Annotated in this window: 18 protein-coding genes and 1 pseudogene; 12 read left to right on the top strand and 7 right to left on the bottom strand. The window is 71.4% G+C overall.

Annotation, left to right across the window (positions count from 1 at the left end; all coding sequences use genetic code 11):
• Window positions 1-147 precede the first annotated feature (147 nt).
• From OG700_RS32025 to OG700_RS32010, 4 genes and pseudogenes are all read right to left on the bottom strand, one after another.
• Entirely contained in the window at window positions 148-1,464 is a 1,317-nt protein-coding gene (locus OG700_RS32025) for an MFS transporter (RefSeq protein WP_405619678.1), read from the bottom strand.
• Window positions 1,464-2,948 (bottom strand): CitMHS family transporter, encoded by a 1,485-nt coding sequence (locus OG700_RS32020; protein WP_405619676.1) that lies wholly within the window; start codon window positions 2,946-2,948, stop codon window positions 1,464-1,466. The genes OG700_RS32025 and OG700_RS32020 overlap by 1 nt, the downstream gene beginning before the upstream one ends.
• 138 nt (window positions 2,949-3,086) lie before the next feature.
• Window positions 3,087-3,563 (bottom strand): annotated as a pseudogene (locus tag OG700_RS32015) (molybdopterin dinucleotide binding domain-containing protein); the annotation flags it as partial.
• Between the two features lie 203 nt (window positions 3,564-3,766).
• Window positions 3,767-4,426: a TetR family transcriptional regulator gene (locus OG700_RS32010; RefSeq protein ID WP_405619674.1), complete on the bottom strand. Its 660-nt coding sequence runs from the start codon at window positions 4,424-4,426 to the stop codon at window positions 3,767-3,769.
• A 239-nt stretch (window positions 4,427-4,665) separates the two neighbouring features.
• Between OG700_RS32010 and hmgA the strand changes: the two genes are divergently transcribed.
• The 3 genes from hmgA (at window position 4,666) to OG700_RS31995 (ending at window position 8,084) form a co-directional block, all read left to right on the top strand.
• Window positions 4,666-6,015 carry a homogentisate 1,2-dioxygenase gene (hmgA, locus tag OG700_RS32005; RefSeq protein WP_405619672.1) on the top strand — a complete coding sequence of 450 codons (1,350 nt, stop codon included), beginning with the start codon at window positions 4,666-4,668 and terminating at the stop codon, window positions 6,013-6,015.
• 13 nt (window positions 6,016-6,028) lie between these two features.
• Window positions 6,029-6,778, top strand: coding sequence for a GntR family transcriptional regulator (locus OG700_RS32000; RefSeq protein WP_405619670.1), 750 nt, complete (start codon window positions 6,029-6,031; stop codon window positions 6,776-6,778).
• 100 nt (window positions 6,779-6,878) lie between these two features.
• Complete coding sequence (locus OG700_RS31995) at window positions 6,879-8,084, top strand: type ISP restriction/modification enzyme (protein WP_405619668.1); 1,206 nt, start codon at window positions 6,879-6,881, stop codon at window positions 8,082-8,084.
• A gap of 65 nt (window positions 8,085-8,149) precedes the next feature.
• Here the strand turns inward: OG700_RS31995 and OG700_RS31990 are convergent, their stop codons facing one another.
• On the bottom strand, window positions 8,150-8,863 hold the full coding sequence (locus OG700_RS31990) for a TetR/AcrR family transcriptional regulator (protein ID WP_405619666.1): 714 nt from the start codon (window positions 8,861-8,863) through the stop codon (window positions 8,150-8,152).
• 76 nt (window positions 8,864-8,939) lie between these two features.
• Here OG700_RS31990 and OG700_RS31985 point away from each other — a divergent pair, with 76 nt between their 5' ends.
• Window positions 8,940-9,965, top strand: coding sequence for an ATP-binding cassette domain-containing protein (locus OG700_RS31985; RefSeq protein ID WP_405619664.1), 1,026 nt, complete (start codon window positions 8,940-8,942; stop codon window positions 9,963-9,965).
• Window positions 9,962-10,744 carry an ABC transporter permease gene (locus OG700_RS31980; RefSeq protein WP_405619662.1) on the top strand — a complete coding sequence of 261 codons (783 nt, stop codon included), beginning with the start codon at window positions 9,962-9,964 and terminating at the stop codon, window positions 10,742-10,744. Before OG700_RS31985 ends, OG700_RS31980 begins: the two co-directional genes overlap by 4 nt.
• Before the next feature lie 230 nt (window positions 10,745-10,974).
• Here the strand turns inward: OG700_RS31980 and OG700_RS31975 are convergent, their stop codons facing one another.
• On the bottom strand, window positions 10,975-11,238 hold the full coding sequence (locus OG700_RS31975) for a hypothetical protein (protein ID WP_405619660.1): 264 nt from the start codon (window positions 11,236-11,238) through the stop codon (window positions 10,975-10,977).
• Window positions 11,239-11,536: 298 nt separating this feature from the next.
• Complete coding sequence (locus OG700_RS31970) at window positions 11,537-12,337, bottom strand: SGNH/GDSL hydrolase family protein (RefSeq protein WP_405619658.1); 801 nt, start codon at window positions 12,335-12,337, stop codon at window positions 11,537-11,539.
• Between the two features lie 518 nt (window positions 12,338-12,855).
• Between OG700_RS31970 and OG700_RS31965 the strand changes: the two genes are divergently transcribed.
• From OG700_RS31965 to OG700_RS31935, 7 genes are all read left to right on the top strand, one after another.
• Window positions 12,856-13,845 (top strand): glycosyltransferase family 2 protein, encoded by a 990-nt coding sequence (locus tag OG700_RS31965; protein ID WP_405619656.1) that lies wholly within the window; start codon window positions 12,856-12,858, stop codon window positions 13,843-13,845.
• Window positions 13,842-14,873: a glycosyltransferase family 2 protein gene (locus tag OG700_RS31960; RefSeq protein ID WP_405619654.1), complete on the top strand. Its 1,032-nt coding sequence runs from the start codon at window positions 13,842-13,844 to the stop codon at window positions 14,871-14,873. Before OG700_RS31965 ends, OG700_RS31960 begins: the two co-directional genes overlap by 4 nt.
• Window positions 14,870-15,751 carry a polysaccharide deacetylase family protein gene (locus tag OG700_RS31955; protein WP_405619652.1) on the top strand — a complete coding sequence of 294 codons (882 nt, stop codon included), beginning with the start codon at window positions 14,870-14,872 and terminating at the stop codon, window positions 15,749-15,751. Before OG700_RS31960 ends, OG700_RS31955 begins: the two co-directional genes overlap by 4 nt.
• Before the next feature lie 88 nt (window positions 15,752-15,839).
• Window positions 15,840-16,949, top strand: a complete 1,110-nt coding sequence (locus OG700_RS31950) for a DUF5925 domain-containing protein (RefSeq protein ID WP_405619650.1) — start codon at window positions 15,840-15,842, stop codon at window positions 16,947-16,949.
• 67 nt (window positions 16,950-17,016) lie between these two features.
• Window positions 17,017-17,472: a MarR family winged helix-turn-helix transcriptional regulator gene (locus OG700_RS31945; protein ID WP_405619648.1), complete on the top strand. Its 456-nt coding sequence runs from the start codon at window positions 17,017-17,019 to the stop codon at window positions 17,470-17,472.
• Window positions 17,469-18,383: an ABC transporter ATP-binding protein gene (locus OG700_RS31940; protein WP_405619646.1), complete on the top strand. Its 915-nt coding sequence runs from the start codon at window positions 17,469-17,471 to the stop codon at window positions 18,381-18,383. Before OG700_RS31945 ends, OG700_RS31940 begins: the two co-directional genes overlap by 4 nt.
• Window positions 18,343-19,203, top strand: coding sequence for an ABC transporter permease (locus OG700_RS31935; protein WP_405619644.1), 861 nt, complete (start codon window positions 18,343-18,345; stop codon window positions 19,201-19,203). Before OG700_RS31940 ends, OG700_RS31935 begins: the two co-directional genes overlap by 41 nt.
• Window positions 19,204-19,208 lie beyond the last annotated feature (5 nt).

The following is a 19,208-nucleotide window of genomic DNA, read 5'->3' as shown; positions in this document are numbered from 1 at the left end:
TGGGTACGCGGCGGGGTCGGTACGGCAGATGCAGGGGACGGCGTCCGGACAGGAGTCGTAGGGCGCGTCGTGCGGGCGCGGTGTTGGGGCTTTGAAACGTTGGGGCATTGCGGCGTTGCGGCGTGGAGGTTGGGGCGCGGCGTGGGTTCAGCGGCGGTGGCGGCACCTGCCGGTGGGGACGGTCGGTTCCGTGAGGGGCTTCTCCGGAGCGGGAGTTGAGTGCGCAGGCGGGGCCGTCGTGGTCGTCGTCGCCGGGGGCGCGTCCCGCGGGGTGCTCCGTACGCCGAGGCCCGCCGCGCCCAGCAGCAGCCCACCGAGCATCATGAACGGCGCGCCCGTGCCCGCGACCCCGGCGACGAGCCCGGCGGACGCGGGCGCGGCGACCTGCCCGAGCCGGTTGCCGGTGAGCCTGAGCGCGAGGGCGGTGGAGCGGGCCTCGGCGGGCGCCGCCCGGACGACGGTCGTCATCGACAGCGGCTGGCCGACGCCGAGAAGGAAGCCGAGCGCCACGAGCATCAGCGCCAGCCCCCACACCGGCACGGGCAACGCGATCCCCGCGCACAGCAGCCCGCCGAGCAGACAGGAGACGGTCAACAGGGCCGTACGGCCGACCCGTTGGATCATCGGCGTCATCACCAGCCGGCAGGCGATCGCGGCGGCGGCGCGCAGACTCAGCAGCACCCCGATCGTGGTCGGGGAGATGCCCCGGTCCTCGCCGATGACCGGGAGGTACGCGGTGAGGACGTCCGTCGCCGAGAGCACCGCCAGGCTGACGAGGATGCCGCTGGGGACACCACGGGTGCGCAGAATGCGCCGTACGGGGACCTTGCCCGGCCGCTCGGCCCGCCCCGCCCGCCCCGCCCGCCCGGCCTTCCCGCCCGGTGCGGCCGGCGGCTCGATGCGGCGCAGGCAGGTCAGGGAGACGGCCGCGACCCCGGCCGAGACGACGAGGGCCAGCGCGCTCGTACGGGCCATCGCGCCGTCCTGGCCGGAGACCAGCAGCCCGGCGGCGACCGGTCCGACGAGCTGGCCGAGCGACGCGCCGATGGTGAAGTGGCCGAAGTCGCGGTCCTGTTCGGCCGGTGCGCTGCGGCGCGCGACGATGGACTGCGCGCCGATGACGAAGCAGAGATGGCCCAGTCCCATCACTCCGCTCCAGGCGGCGAGCGCGGCCAGTGAGCCCGCCGTGCCGCTGAGGCCGCAGCCCACGCCGATGAGCGCGGCGCCGACGACCAGGAGGGGGACGCAGCGCCCCCGGTCGGTCCTGCGCCCCAGCGGTACGGCGGCGAACAGCGGCAGCAGCGCGTACACACCCGCGATGACGCCGACCGCGCGCTCGTCGGCGCCGAGCGCGAGGGCCCGGTAGGAGACCGCCGGCCGTGCCATCGACACGGCGGCCTGGGAGAAGGCGAAGGCGACGACGAGGCGGAGCAGCCAGCGCCGGTCCCCCACCCCCGCCGGCATCAGATGATGCCGAAGAGGATCGCCGCCGCGAGCACGACCAGCGAGGTGAGCACGGCCCACTTGACGGTGAACTTGGTGTGGTCGCCGAACTCGACCTTGGCCATGCCGACGAGGACGTACACGGCGGGGACGAGCGGGCTCGACATGTGGAGCGGCTGGCCGACGATCGAGGCGCGGGCCACCTCCAGCGGGGAGACACCGTGGGCGGCGCCCGCCTCGGCGAGGACGGGCAGGACGCCGAAGTAGAAGCCGTCGTTCGACATGAAGTAGGTGAGGGGCAGGCTCAGCAGCCCCGTGACGAGGCCCATCTGCGGGCCCATGCCCTCGGGGACGGCGCCCACCAGCCAGTCGGCCATGCTTTCGACCATACCGGTGCCGGTCAGGACGCCGGTGAAGACGGCTGCGGCGAAGACCATGCCGGAGACGTTCAGCACGTTGTCGGCGTGGGCGGCGATCCGGGCCCGCTGGTCGCTCATGGAGGGGAAGTTGACGGTGAGGGCGAGTGCGGCGCCGAGCAGGAAGAGGACCGGGATGGGCATGAGCTGCATGATCATCGCGGTGAGCAGGGCGAGGGTGAGTCCCGCGTTGAACCAGTAGAGGCGGGGGCGCAGGGTCGAGCGGTTGGGGTCGAGGCCCTGGAAGCCGTCCTCGTCCGTGGGCTGTTGGGCGTCGGGGTCCTTGTCGAGAGAGACAGCGGCACCGTCGGCGCCATCCGCAGCGTCGGCGCCCGTACCGCCGCCGCCCGTGCGGGTCCGCTCAACTCCCTTGCCGCTGCTGCCACTTCCGCTGCCGGCATCGACCAGCACCGTCTCGGTCACGGTCTCGGTGGCCGTCCCGGTCACCGGCTCCAGCGCCTCGTCCAGCGTGAGGGTGCCGAGCCGCTTGCGCTCGCGGAGCCCCAGGACGTACGCGAGCACGAAGACGGCGAGCAGTCCGACCGCGAGCGCGGGGATCATCGGTACGAAGATGTCGGTGGCGTCCACCTTCAGCGCGGTGGCCGCCCGCGCCGTGGGACCGCCCCAGGGAAGGGTGTTCATGACGCCGTTCGCCGTGGCGGCGATACCGGTCAGCACCACGAGGCTCATCTTCAGCCGCTTGTAGAGGGGGTACATCGCCGAGACGGTGATCATGAAGGTGGTCGAGCCGTCGCCGTCCAGCGAGACGATCGAGGCGAGCAGGGCCGTACCGACCACGATGCGCATCGGGTCGGCCCGGCAGAAGCGCAGGATGCCCCGCACGATCGGGTCGAAGAGACCGACGTCGATCATCACGCCGAAGTAGACGATGGCGAACATCAGCATCGCGGCGGTCGGCGCCAGGTCGCCGACCCCCTCGATGACGTAGTCGCCGAGCTTCGCGCCCTGGCCGACCAGGACGCAGAAGAGCGCGGGGATCAGGACGAGCGCCGCGATCGGCGACATCTTCTTCATCATGATCAGCACCAGGAAGGTGGCGATCATGACAAATCCGAGGATGGTCAGCATTGGGGGTACCTCACGTTCACCGTTGAACTCCCACCGGAGTCGGCGGTGCGGATGACGTTAGGTGCCGTTTCCTCGCGTTAACAAGATGTTGACGTGCGAGCAATACGCGCAAAACCCCAGGTCACGCCGGGGTGCTGGTCAGGCACGACTCAGCTCGACCGGAAAGCCGTTGACGACCGACGTCCCCGACAGCGGGTCGCGCCGGCTCCCGTCGAGCAGCTGGTTGACATTGACGCCCGGCCGCGCGTGGGCCACCGCCATCCGGGTGCCGGGACGGCCGTGCCCCCAGCCGTGCGGCACGCTCACGACCCCCGTCCGGACCGTGTCGGTGATCTCCACCGGGATCGTGGTCTCGCCCGCCTCGGTGGTGATACGGGCCGGTGCGCCGTCCGTGAGGCCGAGCCGTTCGGCGTCGGCGGGGTGGACCCGGACCGTGCAGCGGTTCGAACCGCCGTTGAGCTTCGGCACGTTGTGCGTCCAGCTGTTGGTGGAGCGCGGATGGCGGCGCCCGACGAGCACCAGGGACGCCGGCCGCTCGGCGAGCGCGGCGCGCAGCCGGGGCAGGTCGGCCGCGATCGGTGCGGGGAGCAGTTCGACGCGCCCGCCGCGGGTCTTAGGGAAGGGGAGACGGCCCATGGCCTACGCCACCGACACCGACACCGACACCGACACCCGGACGTTGACCGGGTCCGCCCGGTGACCGGGTCCGCCCGGTGACCGGGTCCGCCCGGTGACCGGGTCCGCCCGGTGGCCGGTGGCCGGTGCGTCCTCGATCGCAGGACGGTCTCAACAGGCGCGTCCGGCCCGGCCCAAGGCCGTCAGCCCAACGTCCTTGCCAGATACGCCCGCACCAGCTCCCGCGTCTCCGCGATGATGTCCGGATCGCCCGACGCGTCCGTACGGAAGGCGAGTTGGAACAGCGCGTCCGTCGCCTCGACGGCGACCAGGACGGTCCGGCGCAGCGCGGCGTCCGGCGCGCGGCGCAGATGCGCGGCGAGCAGCGCGGTGAGGTGGTCCGCGACGCGGTGGTTGGCGTCGGGCACCGGTTCGCCCTCGGTGGTACGCCCGGTGGCCGGACGGGGCGCACCCGCCGGGATCCCGGTGCCGAAGTCGACCAGGCCGAAGCCGGGGACGGTGCGCTTCATGGCGAGGTACTCGTCCAGCACCGCGTCGATGGCCAACTGCCGGGCGGCGGCCGGAATCGTGGCGAGCCGCCGCTCGACGCGTTCGACGTAGCGCTCCAGATTGCGCCGGGCGAGCGCGTCGGCCATGGCGCGCTTGTTGCCGAAGAAGCGGTACACCGAGCCGATGGGCACGCCCGCCCGGGTGGCGACCGCGCGGGTGGACAGCTCCTCGTAGCCGGTCTCGTCCAGCAGTTCGGCGCAGGCGTCCAGGATCCGGGCGAGCCGGGCGGCACTGCGCTGCTGCACGGGGACCCGGCGCAGGCCGTCGTGGGTGTCGGCACTGACTCCGTACACGGGCTGGCCCACCCTTCGGCGAGATGTGCGGCGGCTGAGGTCCTTCGAGTCTGCCTGGCGCGGGGCCGCTCTTCGAGAGGGCGCGACCGTACTTCTGTTCGTACCGTTTCCGCAGGCTGTCTCTTTGCGTCAACGGGACCCCTTCCCGTTGACGCGCCCACCCAAGGAATCCTACGGTTGAGCATAGGATTTGAGAACCGGACAGTACCTGGCAGGACTGCGAGACGGGGAGAGCGACGATGAGCGGCATCGAACGGGCGAGGAAGACGGCCGAGAGTCTGGAGTACGCCACCGGCTTCGGCAACGAGCACAGCTCGCAGGCCGTGCCGGGCGCGCTGCCCGTGGGACGCAACTCGCCGCAGAGAGCGCCGCTCGGCCTGTACGCGGAGCAGTTGAGCGGCAGCGCCTTCACCGAGCCGCGCGCCCACAACCGCCGCTCCTGGCTCTACCGCATCCGCCCGTCGGCGGCGCATCCGCCGTTCACCCGGACCGACAACGGCGCGCTGCGCGGCGCGCCGTTCACCGAGTCCGTGCCCGACCCCAACCGGCTGCGCTGGAACCCACTGCCGGCCCCCGCGCCCGGTACGGACTTCCTGGCCGGCCTCTGGACGCTCGGCGGCAACGGGGACGCGGCGCGGCGCGCGGGCATGGCCGTGCACCTGTATCACGCCAACTCCCCCATGACCGACCGGGTGTTCAGCGACTCCGACGGCGAGTTGCTGATCGTCCCCGAGCACGGCGGGCTGCTGATCGTCACGGAGTTCGGCCTGCTCGCCGCCCGCCCCGGCCATGTCGCGCTGATCCCGCGCGGGGTGCGCTTCCGCGTCGAGCTGCTGGACGGGACGGCGCGCGGATACGTCTGCGAGAACTACGGCCGCCCGTTCGTCCTGCCCGACCTCGGCCCGATCGGCGCCAACGGCCTGGCGAACGCGCGGGACTTCCTCGCCCCCGTCGCCGCCTACGAGGACGTCGAGCGCCCGACGGAGGTGGTCAACAAGTTCTGCGGGAACCTGTGGACCGCGACGTACGACCACTCCCCGCTCGACGTCGTCGCCTGGCACGGCAACCATCTGCCGTACGTCTACGACCTGCGCCGCTTCAATGTGATGGGCACCATCAGCTACGACCACCCCGATCCGTCGATCTTCACCGTGCTGACCTCGCCGTCCGACACCCCCGGCCTGGCGGGCGTCGACTTCGTCGTCTTCGCGCCACGCTGGCTGGTCGGCGAGAACACCTTCCGGCCGCCGTACTTCCACCGCAACGTGATGAGCGAGTACATGGGCCTGATCGAGGGCGCGTACGACGCCAAGGCGGAAGGCTTCGTCCCCGGCGGCGGTTCGCTGCACAACATGATGTCGGCGCACGGACCCGACCGGGAGACGTTCGACCGGGCGAGCGCCGCCGAGCTGAGGCCGCAGCGGATCGACGACGGTCTGGCGTTCATGTTCGAGACGCGCTGGCCGGTGACCGCCACCGCCCAGGCGGCGACGGCCGGACACCTGCAGACGGGGTACGACGCCGTGTGGCAGGGTCTGGAGCGCCACTTCAGGCCAACTTCCGGCCCGGCCCCCACCGACAGACCCTGACCCGGAGCGCGCCGTGACCGCATTCGCACCCGATTCGCTGGTCCTCAACCGCAAGCTGCCGCTCTGGTATCAGGTCTCGCAGTCGCTGCGCGCCTCCATACTCGGCCGGCGCCCGCACGACCCGCTGCGCCTTCCCACGGAGGAGCAGTTGGCCGGGCACTACGGCGTCAGTGTGCTGACGATGCGTCAGGCCCTCAAGGAGCTGGAGCAGGAGGGTCTGATCAGCCGGCACCGGCGGCGCGGCACCTTCATCGAGCCGGGCGCGTGGCGCGGCGCGCCCCGCCGGCTGCTCGGCTCCATCGACGCGGTCGTGGCGCAGCAGTCGGGCGAGCGGACGACGGTGACCGGCCACGGGCGGGCGCCGGTCCCCGGCGAACTGGCCGAGTACTTCCCGGGCGTCGAGGAGGTGACCCTCTACCGGCGGCTGCGCCGCGACGGCGAGAGCGGTGAGCCGACCAACTGGGCCGAGAACGCGGTGCGTACGCGGATCGCGGACCGGCTCGATCCCGCCGATCTGGAGCGCTGGCCGATGACCAAGGTGCTGCGCGACGTGCTGGGGGTGCGGATCAGCCGGATCACGGACACGGTCGAGGCCACGCTCGCCGACCCGGTCACGGCCGATCTGCTCCAAGTGCCGCTGCTCAGCCCGATCCTGCACTACACGGGTGTCACGTACGACGCGGACGGCCAGGTCGTGGACGTGGCCAGGATCCGCTACCGGGGTGACCGCTTCTCCTTCTCGGTCACCATGGAGACGGACTGACGGCTGACGGACCGACGGACCGGCGACTGACGGACCGCCCCGACCCGGTCGGTACGCTTTCGCCGACGGCACGCGACGAACCGGGGAGGGGTGTGCCCGTATGACGGCGCCGACGACGGCCCCGCTGCTGAGCGACCTCATGCCGTGGTCGGTGGCGCCGCTGCGGCTCGGTCGCGGCTGGATCCTGGCCCCCGACGCCGCCTCGCTCACCGCGCGCTGGGACACGCTGATACGGGCCACGGGCGCCGAGCGCGCGGCGCTGTTCCGGCCGACCCGCTCCCGTACGCCGCACAGCGCGGTCACCGCGCTGCCCGGACAGCCCACGGGCACGGGGAGGTTCGCACGGGAGTCCGGACGGTGTCCGAAGCCGCTGCGGGTGGGGCACGGTCCGTTCGACGAGCGGTATCTGATCCCCGACCACCGGCTGATCGACGTGGCCAGGCCGGAGCTGTGGCGGGTCGCCGACGAGCGTCAACTCTTCGCCGTGGAGCAGGGGTTCGTCGCCGGCGCGGCGGGTCCCGCGCTGCTGGTGAGCGCCCTGCTGCCGGACGGCCGGTCCCCGGCCGGGCGCCCCGGCCGGATCCGGCCGCTCTTCCGCCGGCCGGGCGGCGCCGAACCCAATATGGCGCCCGGTCTCGTGGAGTCGCTGTCCGCGCGCCTCGGGCACGAGGTCACCCCGCGCCGGCTGCTCGACTGGGCCGTCGCGGTGGCCCGCCCCTCGCCGCGCGGCTGTGTGGTGCCGCTGACCGCCGATCCGGATCTGTGGGCCACCGGGGTGGAGCTGGGCGCCGAGCTGACCGGTATCCAACTGCGCGGCGCGCACGGTGGGGAGCGCCGTCGCCTGCCCGGCGGCCGGCGCCCGTACGTACGCGCCGCCGTCCCCGCCCGCCCCACGACCATTTTTTACGGCTCCGAGGACGAGACGCTCCACATAGGTGACGGCCGGATCTCGCCCGTGCCGGTGGAAGCGTGGGACTTCCAGGTCGGCGGGGTCCGGATGATCGAGCTGTGGTTCGAGCGGCGCGCGCAGCGGCCGGAGCCGGGCACCCTGGAGGCGATCGGCCCGCGCGTCTGGCCGCAGGAGTGGACGTCGGAGCTGCTGGAGCTGATCACCGTACTCGCGCTGCTCGCCGGACTGCGGTCCCGGCAGCGGGAGTTGGGCGCGGCGCTGGACCACGGGCCGGTGATCGGCGCGGACGGGCTGCGGGCCGCCGGTGTGCTGCCGGTACCGGACGCGGCCCGCCGCCCCGCTTCGGTGCTCGACCATCACGAGGAGGGTCCGGACGGCCAGTTCGCCCTGATCTGAATTGATTTGAAGGGTGCCGGGGTCCCAGGGTGCCGGGGTGCCCGGGGTGCCAAGGTGACTGGACGTCAGTCGGCGGCGAACGAGTCCAGCACCCGGCCCAGCGCCCGGTCGAAGACCCCCTCCATGTCGACCGGCCCCGAATCCTCCGCTAGCGCCGCCGCCAGCCGGGGGTACCGCCCGGAGGCGATCTGCTTCTCCAGATAGGCCGTCCGGATCTCGTGCTCCCGCTCGGCCGACCAGGGAAGTGAGCGGGTGCGCTCGGCGCTCTGGATCTCGTTGGCGACGTAGGTGGTGACGACGCCGTTCACCATGGCGACCAGCTCCACCTTCCGGCCGTACGGCAGCTCCAGCGGGTCCAGGCACCACAGGCTGAATTCCAGGAACTTCATCGTGTTCGGGCTGAAGCCGTACGTCGACGACATGAGGCGCGACATCCACGGGTGGCGCCGCATGATCGCCCGCGCCCGGTGGGCGAGCGCCATGAGGTCGGCCCGCCAGTCGCCGGTGGGGCGCTCCGGCAGGTCGTGTTCCTCGGCGACCAGGTCGACCATCAGCTCGTACAGGTCCTCCTTGCGCGGCACGTAGTTGTACAGCGACATCGTGCCGCAGCCCAGCTCCCCGGCGACCCGGCGCATGGAGACGGCGTCCATGCCGTCGGCGTCCGCGATCCGGACGGCGACGGCCGCGATCTCGGCGCGGGTGTGCGCGGGTCTGGGGCCTCGGGCGGCGCGCTCGGGACGCGACCAGATCACTTCGGGTTCAGCAGGTCGCCCCGCCATCGGTCATCACCTCGTCGGCCATTCTCCCCCAGACATCAGTTACGTACAGCGTACGTAGTGAGGTACGGTGAGCCGCATGAATACTACGTACGCCGTACTTAGTGAAGGTCTGGAGAAGCGATTCGGTGAGGTGCGCGCCCTGCGCGGCCTGGATCTCGCCGTCGCGCGGGGCACGGTCTGCGGGGTGCTGGGTCCGAACGGCGCGGGCAAGACCACCGCCGTACGCGTCCTCACCACACTCAGCGCCCCCGACAGCGGATCCGCCCGGGTCGCCGGGCACGACATCGTGAAAGAGGCGGCGGCGGTCCGCTCGGCGATCGGTGTCGCCGGCCAGTACGCCTCCGTCGACAGCGAGTTGACCGGCCGGGAGAATCTGAGGCTCTTCGCGAAACTGCTGCGCCTGAGGGGAGCGGCGGGCCGGGCCCGCGCGGACGAGCTGCTGGAGCGCTTCGAGCTCACCGAGGCGGCCGACCGGGCCGCCCGCACCTACTCCGGCGGTATGCGCCGCCGCCTCGACCTGGCGTCCAGCCTGCTCACCCGGCCCCAGGTGCTCTTCCTCGACGAACCGACGACCGGGCTCGACCCGCGCAGCCGCGGCCACATCTGGACGGCGGTACGCGAACTGGCCGACGAGGGCACGACCGTCCTGCTGACCACGCAGTATCTGGAGGAGGCCGACCGGCTGGCCGACGACATCGTGCTGATCGACGACGGCCGCGCGGCGCACCGCGGCACGCCCGCCGAGCTGAAGTCCCGTATCGGGTCGTACGCGGAAGTGGTCGTGGCCGGGGACGCCACGGAGGCGGTCTTCGTCGCCGCGGCGGGCGTGCTCGACCAACTGACCGGCGCCGAGCCGGTGATCGACCGGGAGCGCCGGGCGGTGGGCGCCGTGGCGAGCGACGGCACGCTCACGCTCCCCCGGATCGTCCGCGAGCTGGACGCGGCCGGGGTGCCGGTGGTCGACGCGAGCCTGCGCCCGCCGACGCTGGACGAGGTGTTCCTGCGCCTGACCGGCGGTACGGGCGCGCCCCCCGCCGGCGGCGCGGCGGCCGGTGCCGCGCGACCCGCCGCCCGCACGAGCACCGAGGAGCGTGCCGCGTGAGCACCGTCGCCTACGACAGCACGGCCGTCCTCGGCCGCCATCTCCAGCGGATCAGGCACTCCCCCGGCGTGGTGATCCTCACCCAGACCATGCCGATCACGATGCTGCTGTTCTTCGGCTTCGTCTTCGGCAGCGCGCTCGCGACACCGGGCCAGGAGTACCGGGCGTTCCTGGTGCCGGGCCTGCTGGCGGCGACGGCGGCCGGCGGCATCATGACCGGCATGTTCCAGTCCTCGCAGGACGCGCAGCGCGGCGTGATGGACCGGTTCCGCACGATGCCGATGAGCCGGGTCGCCGTACCGCTGGGCCAGACCGCGGCCGATGTGCTCACCACGGCCATCGCCATGGTGCCACTGGTGCTGGTGGGTCTCGCGGTGGGCTGGCGGATCGAGGGGGGCGTGCCGGGCGCGCTCGGGGCCTTCGGTCTGCTGCTGCTGTTCCGCTCCGCGGCCAACTGGGTCGGCGCGTATCTCGGGCTGCTCATCCGCAACGAGGAGATCGCGGGTCAACTCGGCAGCACCACCTTCGTCCTGCCGCTGATCTCGAACGCGTACATCCCCACGGATGGCCTGCCGGGCTGGCTGCGTCTGATCGCCGAGTGGAACCCGATCAGCGCCATCGCGGCGGCCGTACGCGACCTGTGCGGCAACGCGTCGCCGAACGCGGACGCGGCGTGGCCGTCGGCGAACCCGGTGGCGGGCACGCTGCTGTGGTCACTGGTGATCCTGGCGGTGTTCGTACCGCTGACGATCCGCAGATACACGAAGACCGACGACTGAACGCCGGGCGCCGACGCCCCTGTCGACGCCCCTGCCGCTGCCGCCGGTTCACCTTGCCGGGTGGTGAGGCGGCGGCACCGCCGAGGGACGGTCCGGGCGCTCGGCGAGCACACCGGCGCACCGCCGCGGGCCGGCCTCGGGGGTGACGGGCGGGCGGAGCGCGGCGCCGCACCGGGACGGTGTGATCGCCCGAGCGCTGTCCGGGGGTCGGCGACCGCCGACCGGAGGGGTCAGCGGCGACTGCCGAAGAGGGACCGCCGCAGCCGCCTGAGCGGTGCGAACAGGGAGACACGCGCGCTCTTGCTCCTACGGGTCCGCATCTCGTCCCGCGAGGTCAACTCCCGCATGAGGCTGGTGGCTTCGGCCGCCTCGCGCTGCGGGACGGCAGGGCCGCCGAGCACCGAGAGATGACGGTCGAGCCGTGAACTGGTCGCGCTGCTCCCACATGTGATGGCAGGGACTCGCGCCCTGCTGTGCACCGTTATCTGATTCATGTCACTCCCCACCCGTACAAGGGCACCCGGCTCGGGCAGGTTAACCCTATCGCCCCCGTAGGACACACGTGTATCCCGCCTCAAGGATTGACAGCACCCGTACGGGATGCAAGTCCGCCCGTTGAATCCATTGTATTCCAGGGCGAGTTGGACAATCGACCAGCGAGATATTCGATCGGATCGAACGTCGGTCCCGGTCCGCCCGCCCCCGCGGGACGGGCGGACCGGCACCCGATCGACGGTCGGTTCGTACGATCCGCGATTGGGTCGGACGGCCGAAGGTTCGGACGGCCGAAGGTCAGACGGCCGAGGAGAGCGCGGGCAGATAGCCACCCGACTGGCCCTGGGCAGTGGGGTGGTAGGACTCGCCGATCGGCCAGCTCACGCTGTGCAGCCAGGAGTTCGCCGAGCAGATCTCGTGACCGGTGAAGGGGCCGGTGACGTCCGCGAAGCGGTAGCCGTGGTCGGCGGCGCGCTTGGCGAGCAGGGAGTTGAGGTGGTCGGCGGCGCCGTTGATCGCCCCGCGCTCGGTCTCGGTCATGCCCACCACGCACGAGCCGCTGAGCTGGTAGAAGCGGGGGTATCCGATGACGACGACCTGGGCGGCCGGGGCCTTGGCGCTGATGGCGTTGTACACGGAGTCGAGTTGGCCGGGCAGGGTCGAGTCGACGTAGGCGCGCGCCTGGTTCACCCGCGCCACGCAGTTGGCCTCGGACTGGAGGACACAGGTGGTCATGACGTCGGCGAAGCCGGCGTCGTTGCCGCCGACGGTGATGCTGACGAGGTCGGTTCCGGAGTTCACGGGGCCGAGCTGACTGCCGGTCACATCACCCGTACGAGCACCCGAGCAAGCCGTGAAGGCGAATGACGAGGGTGAGTTGGCGTTGGCCCAGAGCTGCGGGTAGGCCAGGCTGCTGCGCTTGCAGGCGCCGCTGTTTCCGTAGGAACCGGAGCCGAGGCCGGAGGAGTAGGAGTCGCCGAGGGCGACGTAGTCGAGCGCGGCGGCTTCGGCGGCCTGGGCCTGGCCCGCGCCGGTGAACGCGAGGACGGCGCCGAGCAGCAGCGAGGACGAGAGGGCGGCGAATCTGGACAGCTTCATGTGGGGGAACCTCCATTGAGCAGGATCTCTGCCTCAACGTTCGTACCAGGCATGGGACTTCACTGGAAGTGTTCATGCCAAGAAGATCCGGTGAGAGCTTGCAGTTGGACGCGCGTATACCGCTCGAACCGGCCGGAACAGGGGCGTGCCCTATAACGGATTGAGTAAATCCGAACTGGGAGCTTCCGGAAACCACCGGTCGAAGTAAGCCCAAATAGCAAATAGGCGCGGTCATGTCGCAGCCCTTGCCATACAGTCGTAAGTATCAATACCTTCGGACATCCACCCGCATCGGTCCGTCATGGAGAGCGACTTCAGGGGAGGGCTCGGACGTCGCGGCGGCTCCCGGCGCGGGGCGCGGTATGGGGGTGCCGCGCGGCGTACGACTTGTCTCTGCTCACCCGGCAGGCACGGAGATCCACGCTGTCACATACAGGGTGAGAACCCCCTTTTCGAACCGGCACATCATCCGGACCGCCCGGGGGCGGGCGGTCCACCGGTGGAGAGGGAAAGATCCCGTGAGCTCATTCACGCGCCCGGCGGCCCCGGGCGAAGACCCGTTAGCCATGCCGTTGTCCGGCGAGACGGCCGACCGCGAATCGCGCGACGACGTTCTCGACCATGAACTGACCGCCCATGCGCTGACCGCCCATGAATTGACCGCCGTCCATGAATTGACCGGCCGCTATCGGCCGGTCTCCTCGTACCTCGCGATCGCGCCGCCGGTGAGCGTGGTGATCCCCGCGATGAACGAGGCGGAGAATCTGCCGTACGTCTTCAAGACGCTGCCCGGCTGGATCCACGAAGTCGTCCTCGTGGACGGCAACTCCACCGACGGCACAATCCGTGTCGCGCGGCAGCTGCGACCGGACGTCAAGGTCGTCAAGCAGCACGGCAGAGGCAAGGGCGACGCCCTGATCAGCGGATTCGCCGCCTGTACGGGGGACATCATCGTGATGGTCGACGCGGACGGGTCGGCCGACGGGCAAGAGATCGTCAGCTATGTGTCGGCCCTCGTCTCGGGCGCCGACTTCGCCAAGGGGTCGCGGTTCGCCAACGGCGGCGGCACGGACGACATGACGCTGATCCGCAAGCTCGGCAATCATGTGCTCTGCTCGGTCGTGAACGCCAAGTTCGGCGCCCGCTACACCGACCTCTGCTACGGCTACAACGCCTTCTGGCGGCACTGCCTGGACCAAATCACGCTCGACTGCACCGGGTTCGAGGTCGAGACCCTGATGAACATCCGGGTCGTCAAGGCGGGTCTGAAGGTGCAGGAGATCCCGAGCCACGAGTACGACCGGATACACGGCGCGAGCAATCTCCGGGCCATACGCGACGGGCTGCGCGTCCTGCGGGTCATCCTCCGGGAGAAGGGCGTCCCGAGGGCGGCCCGGCGGCGGCCACGCGCCGTCAGACCGGTGCTGCCGCTCCCCCTCCCCCTCCCGCTCACCGTCCGGGCGGGCTTCCCGGCGGCCGTCATCGGGCAGCGGGGAGAGGTCTCTTGATCGACCGTCATCTCCACCGCTCGTTCTCCGTCGTCGTCTGCGCGTACACGCAGGAGCGCTGGGAGGACATCCTCGCCGCCGTCGACTCCGTGCGGAAGCAGTCGATGCCGCCCACGGAAACGCTGCTCGTGGTCGACCACAACGAGGCGCTGCTGGCCCGGCTCCGCGAGGAGTACGGCTCCTGCTCCCCGGCGGACGGCGGGGAGGTGCGGGTGCTCGCCAACGCGGGCCCCCGTGGGCTCTCCGCCGGCCGCAACACCGGAATCGCCGCCGCACGCGGGGAGTTCGTGGCCTTCCTGGACGACGACGCCGTCGCCGAACGCGACTGGCTGCGCCACCTCGCGGCGGGTTACGGCGATCCTCGGGTGATGGCCGTCGGCGGCAGGACGCTGCCCGCCTGGTCCACGGGGAGCCGGCCGGTCTGGTTCCCCGAGGAGTTCGACTGGGTCGTCGGCTGTACGTACCGGGGGCTGCCGCCGGGCAGGGTACGGGTCCGCAACGTCCTGGGCGGCAACGCCTCCTTCCGCCGTACCGCGTTCGACTCCGCCGGGGGCTTCGCGACCGGCATCGGGCGGGACGGCGGCCGGCGGCCGCTGGGCTGCGAGGAGACGGAGCTGTGCATCAGGCTCACCAGGGCGCTGCCGCACGCCGTGCTGCTGATCGACGACCGCGCGGTGATCCACCACAAGGTCCCCCGGTCGCGTACCCGGTTCGGATACTTCCGTACCCGTGCCTACGCCGAAGGTCTCTCCAAGGCCCTGGTCGCCCGAAGTGTCGGCGCGGGCAAGGGGCTTGAGTCCGAGCGGCGCTACACCACCCGGGTGCTGCCCGCGGGGGTGGCGCGCGGGCTGCGCGACGCGGTGCGCGGGCCGGGGCGCGGACGCGGCGGTGCGGCGCGCGCCGGCGCGATCGTGGCCGGGGTGCTGACGACGGCGGCCGGGTATCTGGTGGGCACCGCCCGTGCGCGCCGGGGCGCGGTGACGTACTCGTCCGGACCCATCACGCCTGCCGCGTCGATGTCGGCATGAGTTCGAGCACGGTCGAGCCCGCACCGAACTCGAAGGAGCCGGTACCTATCCTGATGTACCACGCGCTCGCGCACCGGCCGGCCCCGTCGGCGCACGCCCTGTCCGTGTCGCCCGAGGCGTTCGCCGAGCAGCTCGCGCTCCTCGGCGACCGGGGGTTCACCCCGCTGACGACGGGGGCGCTGGCCGCCGTCTGGCGGGGGCACGGGCGGCTGCCGGCCCGGCCGGTGCTGATCACGTTCGACGACGGTTACGAGGGCGTGCACCGGCACGCCCTGCCCGTCCTGGCCCAACACGGCTTCGCGGCCACCCTGTTCGTCACGACGGGGTGGCTGCGCGGCCCGTACGACGAGGGCGGCGCACCCGACACGATGCTCGACTGGGACCAGGTGCGCCAACTGGCCGCCGCGGGCGTGGAGATCGGTGGGCACAGCCATACGCATCCGCAGCTGGACCAGCTCGACGGCGCGCGGCTGGGCCACGAGGCGGCGCGCTGCCGGGAGATCGTCGCCGCCGAACTGGGCGCCGCGCCGGTCTCGTTCGCGTACCCGTACGGCTACTCCACCCGCCGCGTACGGCACGCGGTCCGCGCCGCCGGGTTCACCCAGTCGCTGGCCGTGGGCAACGCGCTCGCCCGCCGGGGCCAGGGTCCGTACGCCCTGAAGCGGGTCACGGTGCGGCGCTCCACGGGGATCGGCGAGTTCGAACGGCTGGTCGACGGCCGGGGCGTCGGCGCGGTGTTCGCGGGCGACCGGGCGCTGACGAAGACGTACGCGATGGTCCGCGCGGCACGGCGGACCGGCCTTGTCCTCAATCGCCGGACGGGCTCGGTGCTCTGTCCTCAATCGCCGGACGGGCTTACAAGCCCGTCCGGCGATTGAGGACAGAGCCTGTCCGACGGCTGGGGACGAACCCGCCACCGCGCTAAACGCCGTGCGTCAGCCGGGCCCGTGGCGGATCATGGGCGCCATGTCTGCCAAGCCTCAGGACGCACTGCCGATTCGGCTCAACGTCGACGACAGCGACTCACCGTCGGATGTGGTCGACGCGCTCTTCCTCGGCCGTTTCGCGACCGGCGAGCAGCCGCACTCGCACAGTTCGTCGATCGACCGCGTCAAGCCCGGCGCCTCACTGCTGCCACCGGGCGCCACGGTGCTGCGTTCGGCCCGGGACAACGACCGCAGCGCCGTACTCGCCGAGGGCGACGGCTGGACGCTGCTCGTCTCCCGCTGGAATCGCGGCGCGGACGTCACGGTGACCGCCACCACCTCCGAACTGGCCGAGAAGGTGCACGGCCAGGCGACCAGCGGCGCGCAGGACGAGCCCGAGCCGGTGCCGTCGAGCGTGACCATCGGGTTCTGGTACGACTCGCCGCGCCGCGGCCCGCACCGGACGACCCGCCAGATCGCGGCCGGCACCTGGGACGAGGTCCGGGCCAACTACACGGCGCCGGTGGCCGACGCGATGGACCGGCTGATGAAGGTGACACCGGACGAGGTCGTGGGCCGGCTGCTCCTGCTGCACGGCCCGCCGGGCACCGGGAAGACGTCGGCGCTGCGGACGCTGGCCCGGTCCTGGCGCGACTGGTGCCAGGTCGACTGCGTGCTGGACCCGGAGCGGCTGTTCAACGACGTCGGCTATCTGATGGACATCGCGATCGGCGAGGACGAGGGCTCGGAGAAGAGCCGCTGGCGGCTGCTGCTCCTGGAGGACTGCGACGAGCTGATCCGCGGCGAGGCCAAGCACACGGCGGGCCAGGCACTGTCCCGGCTGCTGAATCTCACCGACGGGCTGCTCGGACAGGGCCGGAACGTGCTGGTGGGCGTGACGACCAACGAGGATCTGGAACGCCTTCACCCGGCGGTCGTCAGGCCCGGCCGCTGTCTGGCCCGTATCGAGGTAGGCGCGCTGACCCGCCCGGAGGCGGAGACCTGGCTGAGCCGGGAAGATGGCGACTGGGGCGGAGCGGTGGGCCGCGAGGGAGCCACGCTGGCCGAACTGTTCGCGCTCCGTCGCGGCAGCGGCCCGACGTCCGTCCCGGGTCAGTCGAAGGGCACGAACGCGGGCCTGTACCTGTAGAAGCCGCCCCTCCGCCCCTTATGTGCCTTTTCTGGCGATAGCTCCCACTCAGAGCTAAAATGAAGCCATGACTTCGGTCGAGTTCCCCGACTCGCTCGCCGATGTGCTCGCAGGAGTGCAGCGCATGATCCGGCGGCGGCTGAGGGCCGGTCTGTCGGCCCCGCCCTTGCGGGGCGCGCAGATCGAGCTGCTGCGACTGGTCGCGGCCCGCCCCGGAATCCGGGTGTCGGACGCGGCGAAGGAGCTGTATCTCGCCGGGAACTCGGTCTCCACCCTGGTCAATCAGCTCAGCCGGGCCGGTTATCTGCGCCGGGAGAGCGATCCCGCCGACCGCCGGTCCGTCCTGCTGCTGCCCACCGGGGCGGCGACAGCCCGTCTGGCCGACTGGGAGGCACGGCGTTCCACGCTGGTGCGCGAGCAGGTGGCCCGGCTGACCGAAGAGGAACGGGCGACCCTGGCCGCGGCGCTGCCGGCGCTGCGCGTCCTCGCCCGGAATCTGCGCGAGGAAGTGGAGGGCACATGACCGACAGAACCGCTCCGAACACCGCCGCCACCGCCGCCACGGCTGCCACCGCTGACGGGTCCGCCACCGAGGCCGTGAGCTGCCGTGGGCTGGACTACTCCTTCGGGGACACCAAGGCCGTCGACAACCTCGACCTGTCCGTGCGCCCCGGCGAGGTCTTCGGCCTGCTCGGCCCCAACGGCGCCGGCAAGACGACCGCGATCCGCTGTATCACCACACTGCTGCCGGTCCCCGCCGGCCTGGTGCGGGTGTTCGGGCACGACGCCGCGAAGGAGAAGATGGCGGTGCGCCGCCTGCTCGGTTACGTACCGCAGCAACTGTCCGCCGACGCCGCGTTGACGGGCCGCGAGAACGTGACGCTGTTCGCCCGTGTCTTCGACGTACCGCGCCGCGAACGCGCCGCACGGGTCGACCAGGCGCTGGAGGCGGTCAATCTCACCGGCTCCGCCGACCGGATGGCCGCGACCTACTCCGGCGGCATGATCCGCCGCCTGGAACTCGCCCAGGCACTGGTCAGCGCGCCCCGGCTGCTGATGCTGGACGAGCCGACGATCGGTCTCGACCCGATCGCCCGCAGCAGCGTGTGGGAGCGCATCAACGCCGTGCGACACGCGACCGGCATGACCGTGCTGGTGACCACGCACTACATGGACGAGGCCGAGCAGTACTGCGACCGGGTCGGGCTGATGCACCAAGGCCGGATCCACGCCCTCGGCACCTCCGACGAGCTGCGGAACGAGCTTCGCGAGCGCCGCCGTGCCGAATCGGGTGCGGGCGCGGGCGCGGGACCCGACACCGCACCGACGCTGGAGGACGTCTTCCGCGAGGTGGCCGGTCAGGGCCTGGACGAGGAGGGAGGCGACTTCCGCGATGTCAGGAGCACACGCCGCACGGCGTCCCGCGTCGGCTGAGGCCACCGACCCCGACCGATTCGATCTGCTGCTCAAACCACCGCAGCCCCGCACGGGTTGGCGGGTACTGCCCGCCAGAGTCCTCGCCATGTGCGTGGTCGAGCTTCAGAAGCTGCGCCACGACCGCACCGAGCTGTACACCCGGGCCATCCAGCCCGCCCTGTGGCTGCTGATCTTCGGCGAGACCTTCACCCACATCAAGGCCATCCCGACCGGCGGCATCCCTTATATCGACTTTCTCGCGCCCGGCATCATCGCCCAGTCCGCGATGTTCATCGCGATCTTCTACGGCATCATGATCATCTGGGAGCGGGACGCCGGAATTCTGACCAAGCTGCTGGTCACGCCGACCCCGAGATCCGCGCTGATCAGCGGAAAGGCGTTCGCCTCCGGAGTGAAGGCGCTGATCCAGGCGGTTGTGGTGATCCTCATCGCCGCCGCCCTCGGGGTGGGCCTGACCTGGAATCCGTTGAAACTGCTCGGGGTCGCGGTCGTGGTGATCCTCGGTTCGGCCTTCTTCTCGTGCCTGTCGATCACGATCGCGGGCATCGTCCTCACCAGGGACCGGCTGATGGGTATCGGCCAGGCCATCACCATGCCGCTCTTCTTCGCGTCGAACGCGCTCTATCCGGTGGCGATCATGCCCGGCTGGCTCCAGGTGATCAGCAAGATCAACCCACTGAGCTACCAGGTGGACGCTCTGCGCGGGCTGCTGCTCGGTACGCCGTCCCATCTGCTGCTCGACTACGGGGTGCTGGCCTTCGCGGCACTCGTGGGTATCGTCACCGCGTCGTCGCTGCTGGGCCGGCTGGCGAGATGACCCGG

Origin of the sequence: Streptomyces sp. NBC_01508, from assembly GCF_045040315.1 — a bacterium.
In the GTDB taxonomy this organism is placed as follows: domain Bacteria; phylum Actinomycetota; class Actinomycetes; order Streptomycetales; family Streptomycetaceae; genus Streptomyces.
The sequence above is the reverse complement of the archived record's forward strand: the minus strand, read 5'-3'. Positions and strand labels throughout refer to the sequence as shown.

What these genes read in the sequence shown, in the direction of transcription:
- OG700_RS31935 (WP_405619644.1), top strand. Translation starts at nt 18,343, where the DNA reads ATGTCAGGAGCACACGCCGCACGGCGTCCCGCGTCGGCTGAGGCCACC.
- OG700_RS31970 (WP_405619658.1), bottom strand. Translation starts at nt 12,337, where the DNA reads ATGAAGCTGTCCAGATTCGCCGCCCTCTCGTCCTCGCTGCTGCTCGGC.
- OG700_RS31945 (WP_405619648.1), top strand. Translation starts at nt 17,017, where the DNA reads ATGACTTCGGTCGAGTTCCCCGACTCGCTCGCCGATGTGCTCGCAGGA.
- OG700_RS31950 (WP_405619650.1), top strand. Translation starts at nt 15,840, where the DNA reads ATGTCTGCCAAGCCTCAGGACGCACTGCCGATTCGGCTCAACGTCGAC.
- OG700_RS31975 (WP_405619660.1), bottom strand. Translation starts at nt 11,238, where the DNA reads ATGAATCAGATAACGGTGCACAGCAGGGCGCGAGTCCCTGCCATCACA.
- OG700_RS31940 (WP_405619646.1), top strand. Translation starts at nt 17,469, where the DNA reads ATGACCGACAGAACCGCTCCGAACACCGCCGCCACCGCCGCCACGGCT.
- hmgA (WP_405619672.1), top strand. Translation starts at nt 4,666, where the DNA reads ATGAGCGGCATCGAACGGGCGAGGAAGACGGCCGAGAGTCTGGAGTAC.
- OG700_RS31990 (WP_405619666.1), bottom strand. Translation starts at nt 8,863, where the DNA reads ATGGCGGGGCGACCTGCTGAACCCGAAGTGATCTGGTCGCGTCCCGAG.
- OG700_RS32020 (WP_405619676.1), bottom strand. Translation starts at nt 2,948, where the DNA reads ATGCTGACCATCCTCGGATTTGTCATGATCGCCACCTTCCTGGTGCTG.
- OG700_RS31995 (WP_405619668.1), top strand. Translation starts at nt 6,879, where the DNA reads ATGACGGCGCCGACGACGGCCCCGCTGCTGAGCGACCTCATGCCGTGG.
- OG700_RS31955 (WP_405619652.1), top strand. Translation starts at nt 14,870, where the DNA reads ATGAGTTCGAGCACGGTCGAGCCCGCACCGAACTCGAAGGAGCCGGTA.
- OG700_RS32025 (WP_405619678.1), bottom strand. Translation starts at nt 1,464, where the DNA reads ATGCCGGCGGGGGTGGGGGACCGGCGCTGGCTGCTCCGCCTCGTCGTC.
- OG700_RS31985 (WP_405619664.1), top strand. Translation starts at nt 8,940, where the DNA reads ATGAATACTACGTACGCCGTACTTAGTGAAGGTCTGGAGAAGCGATTC.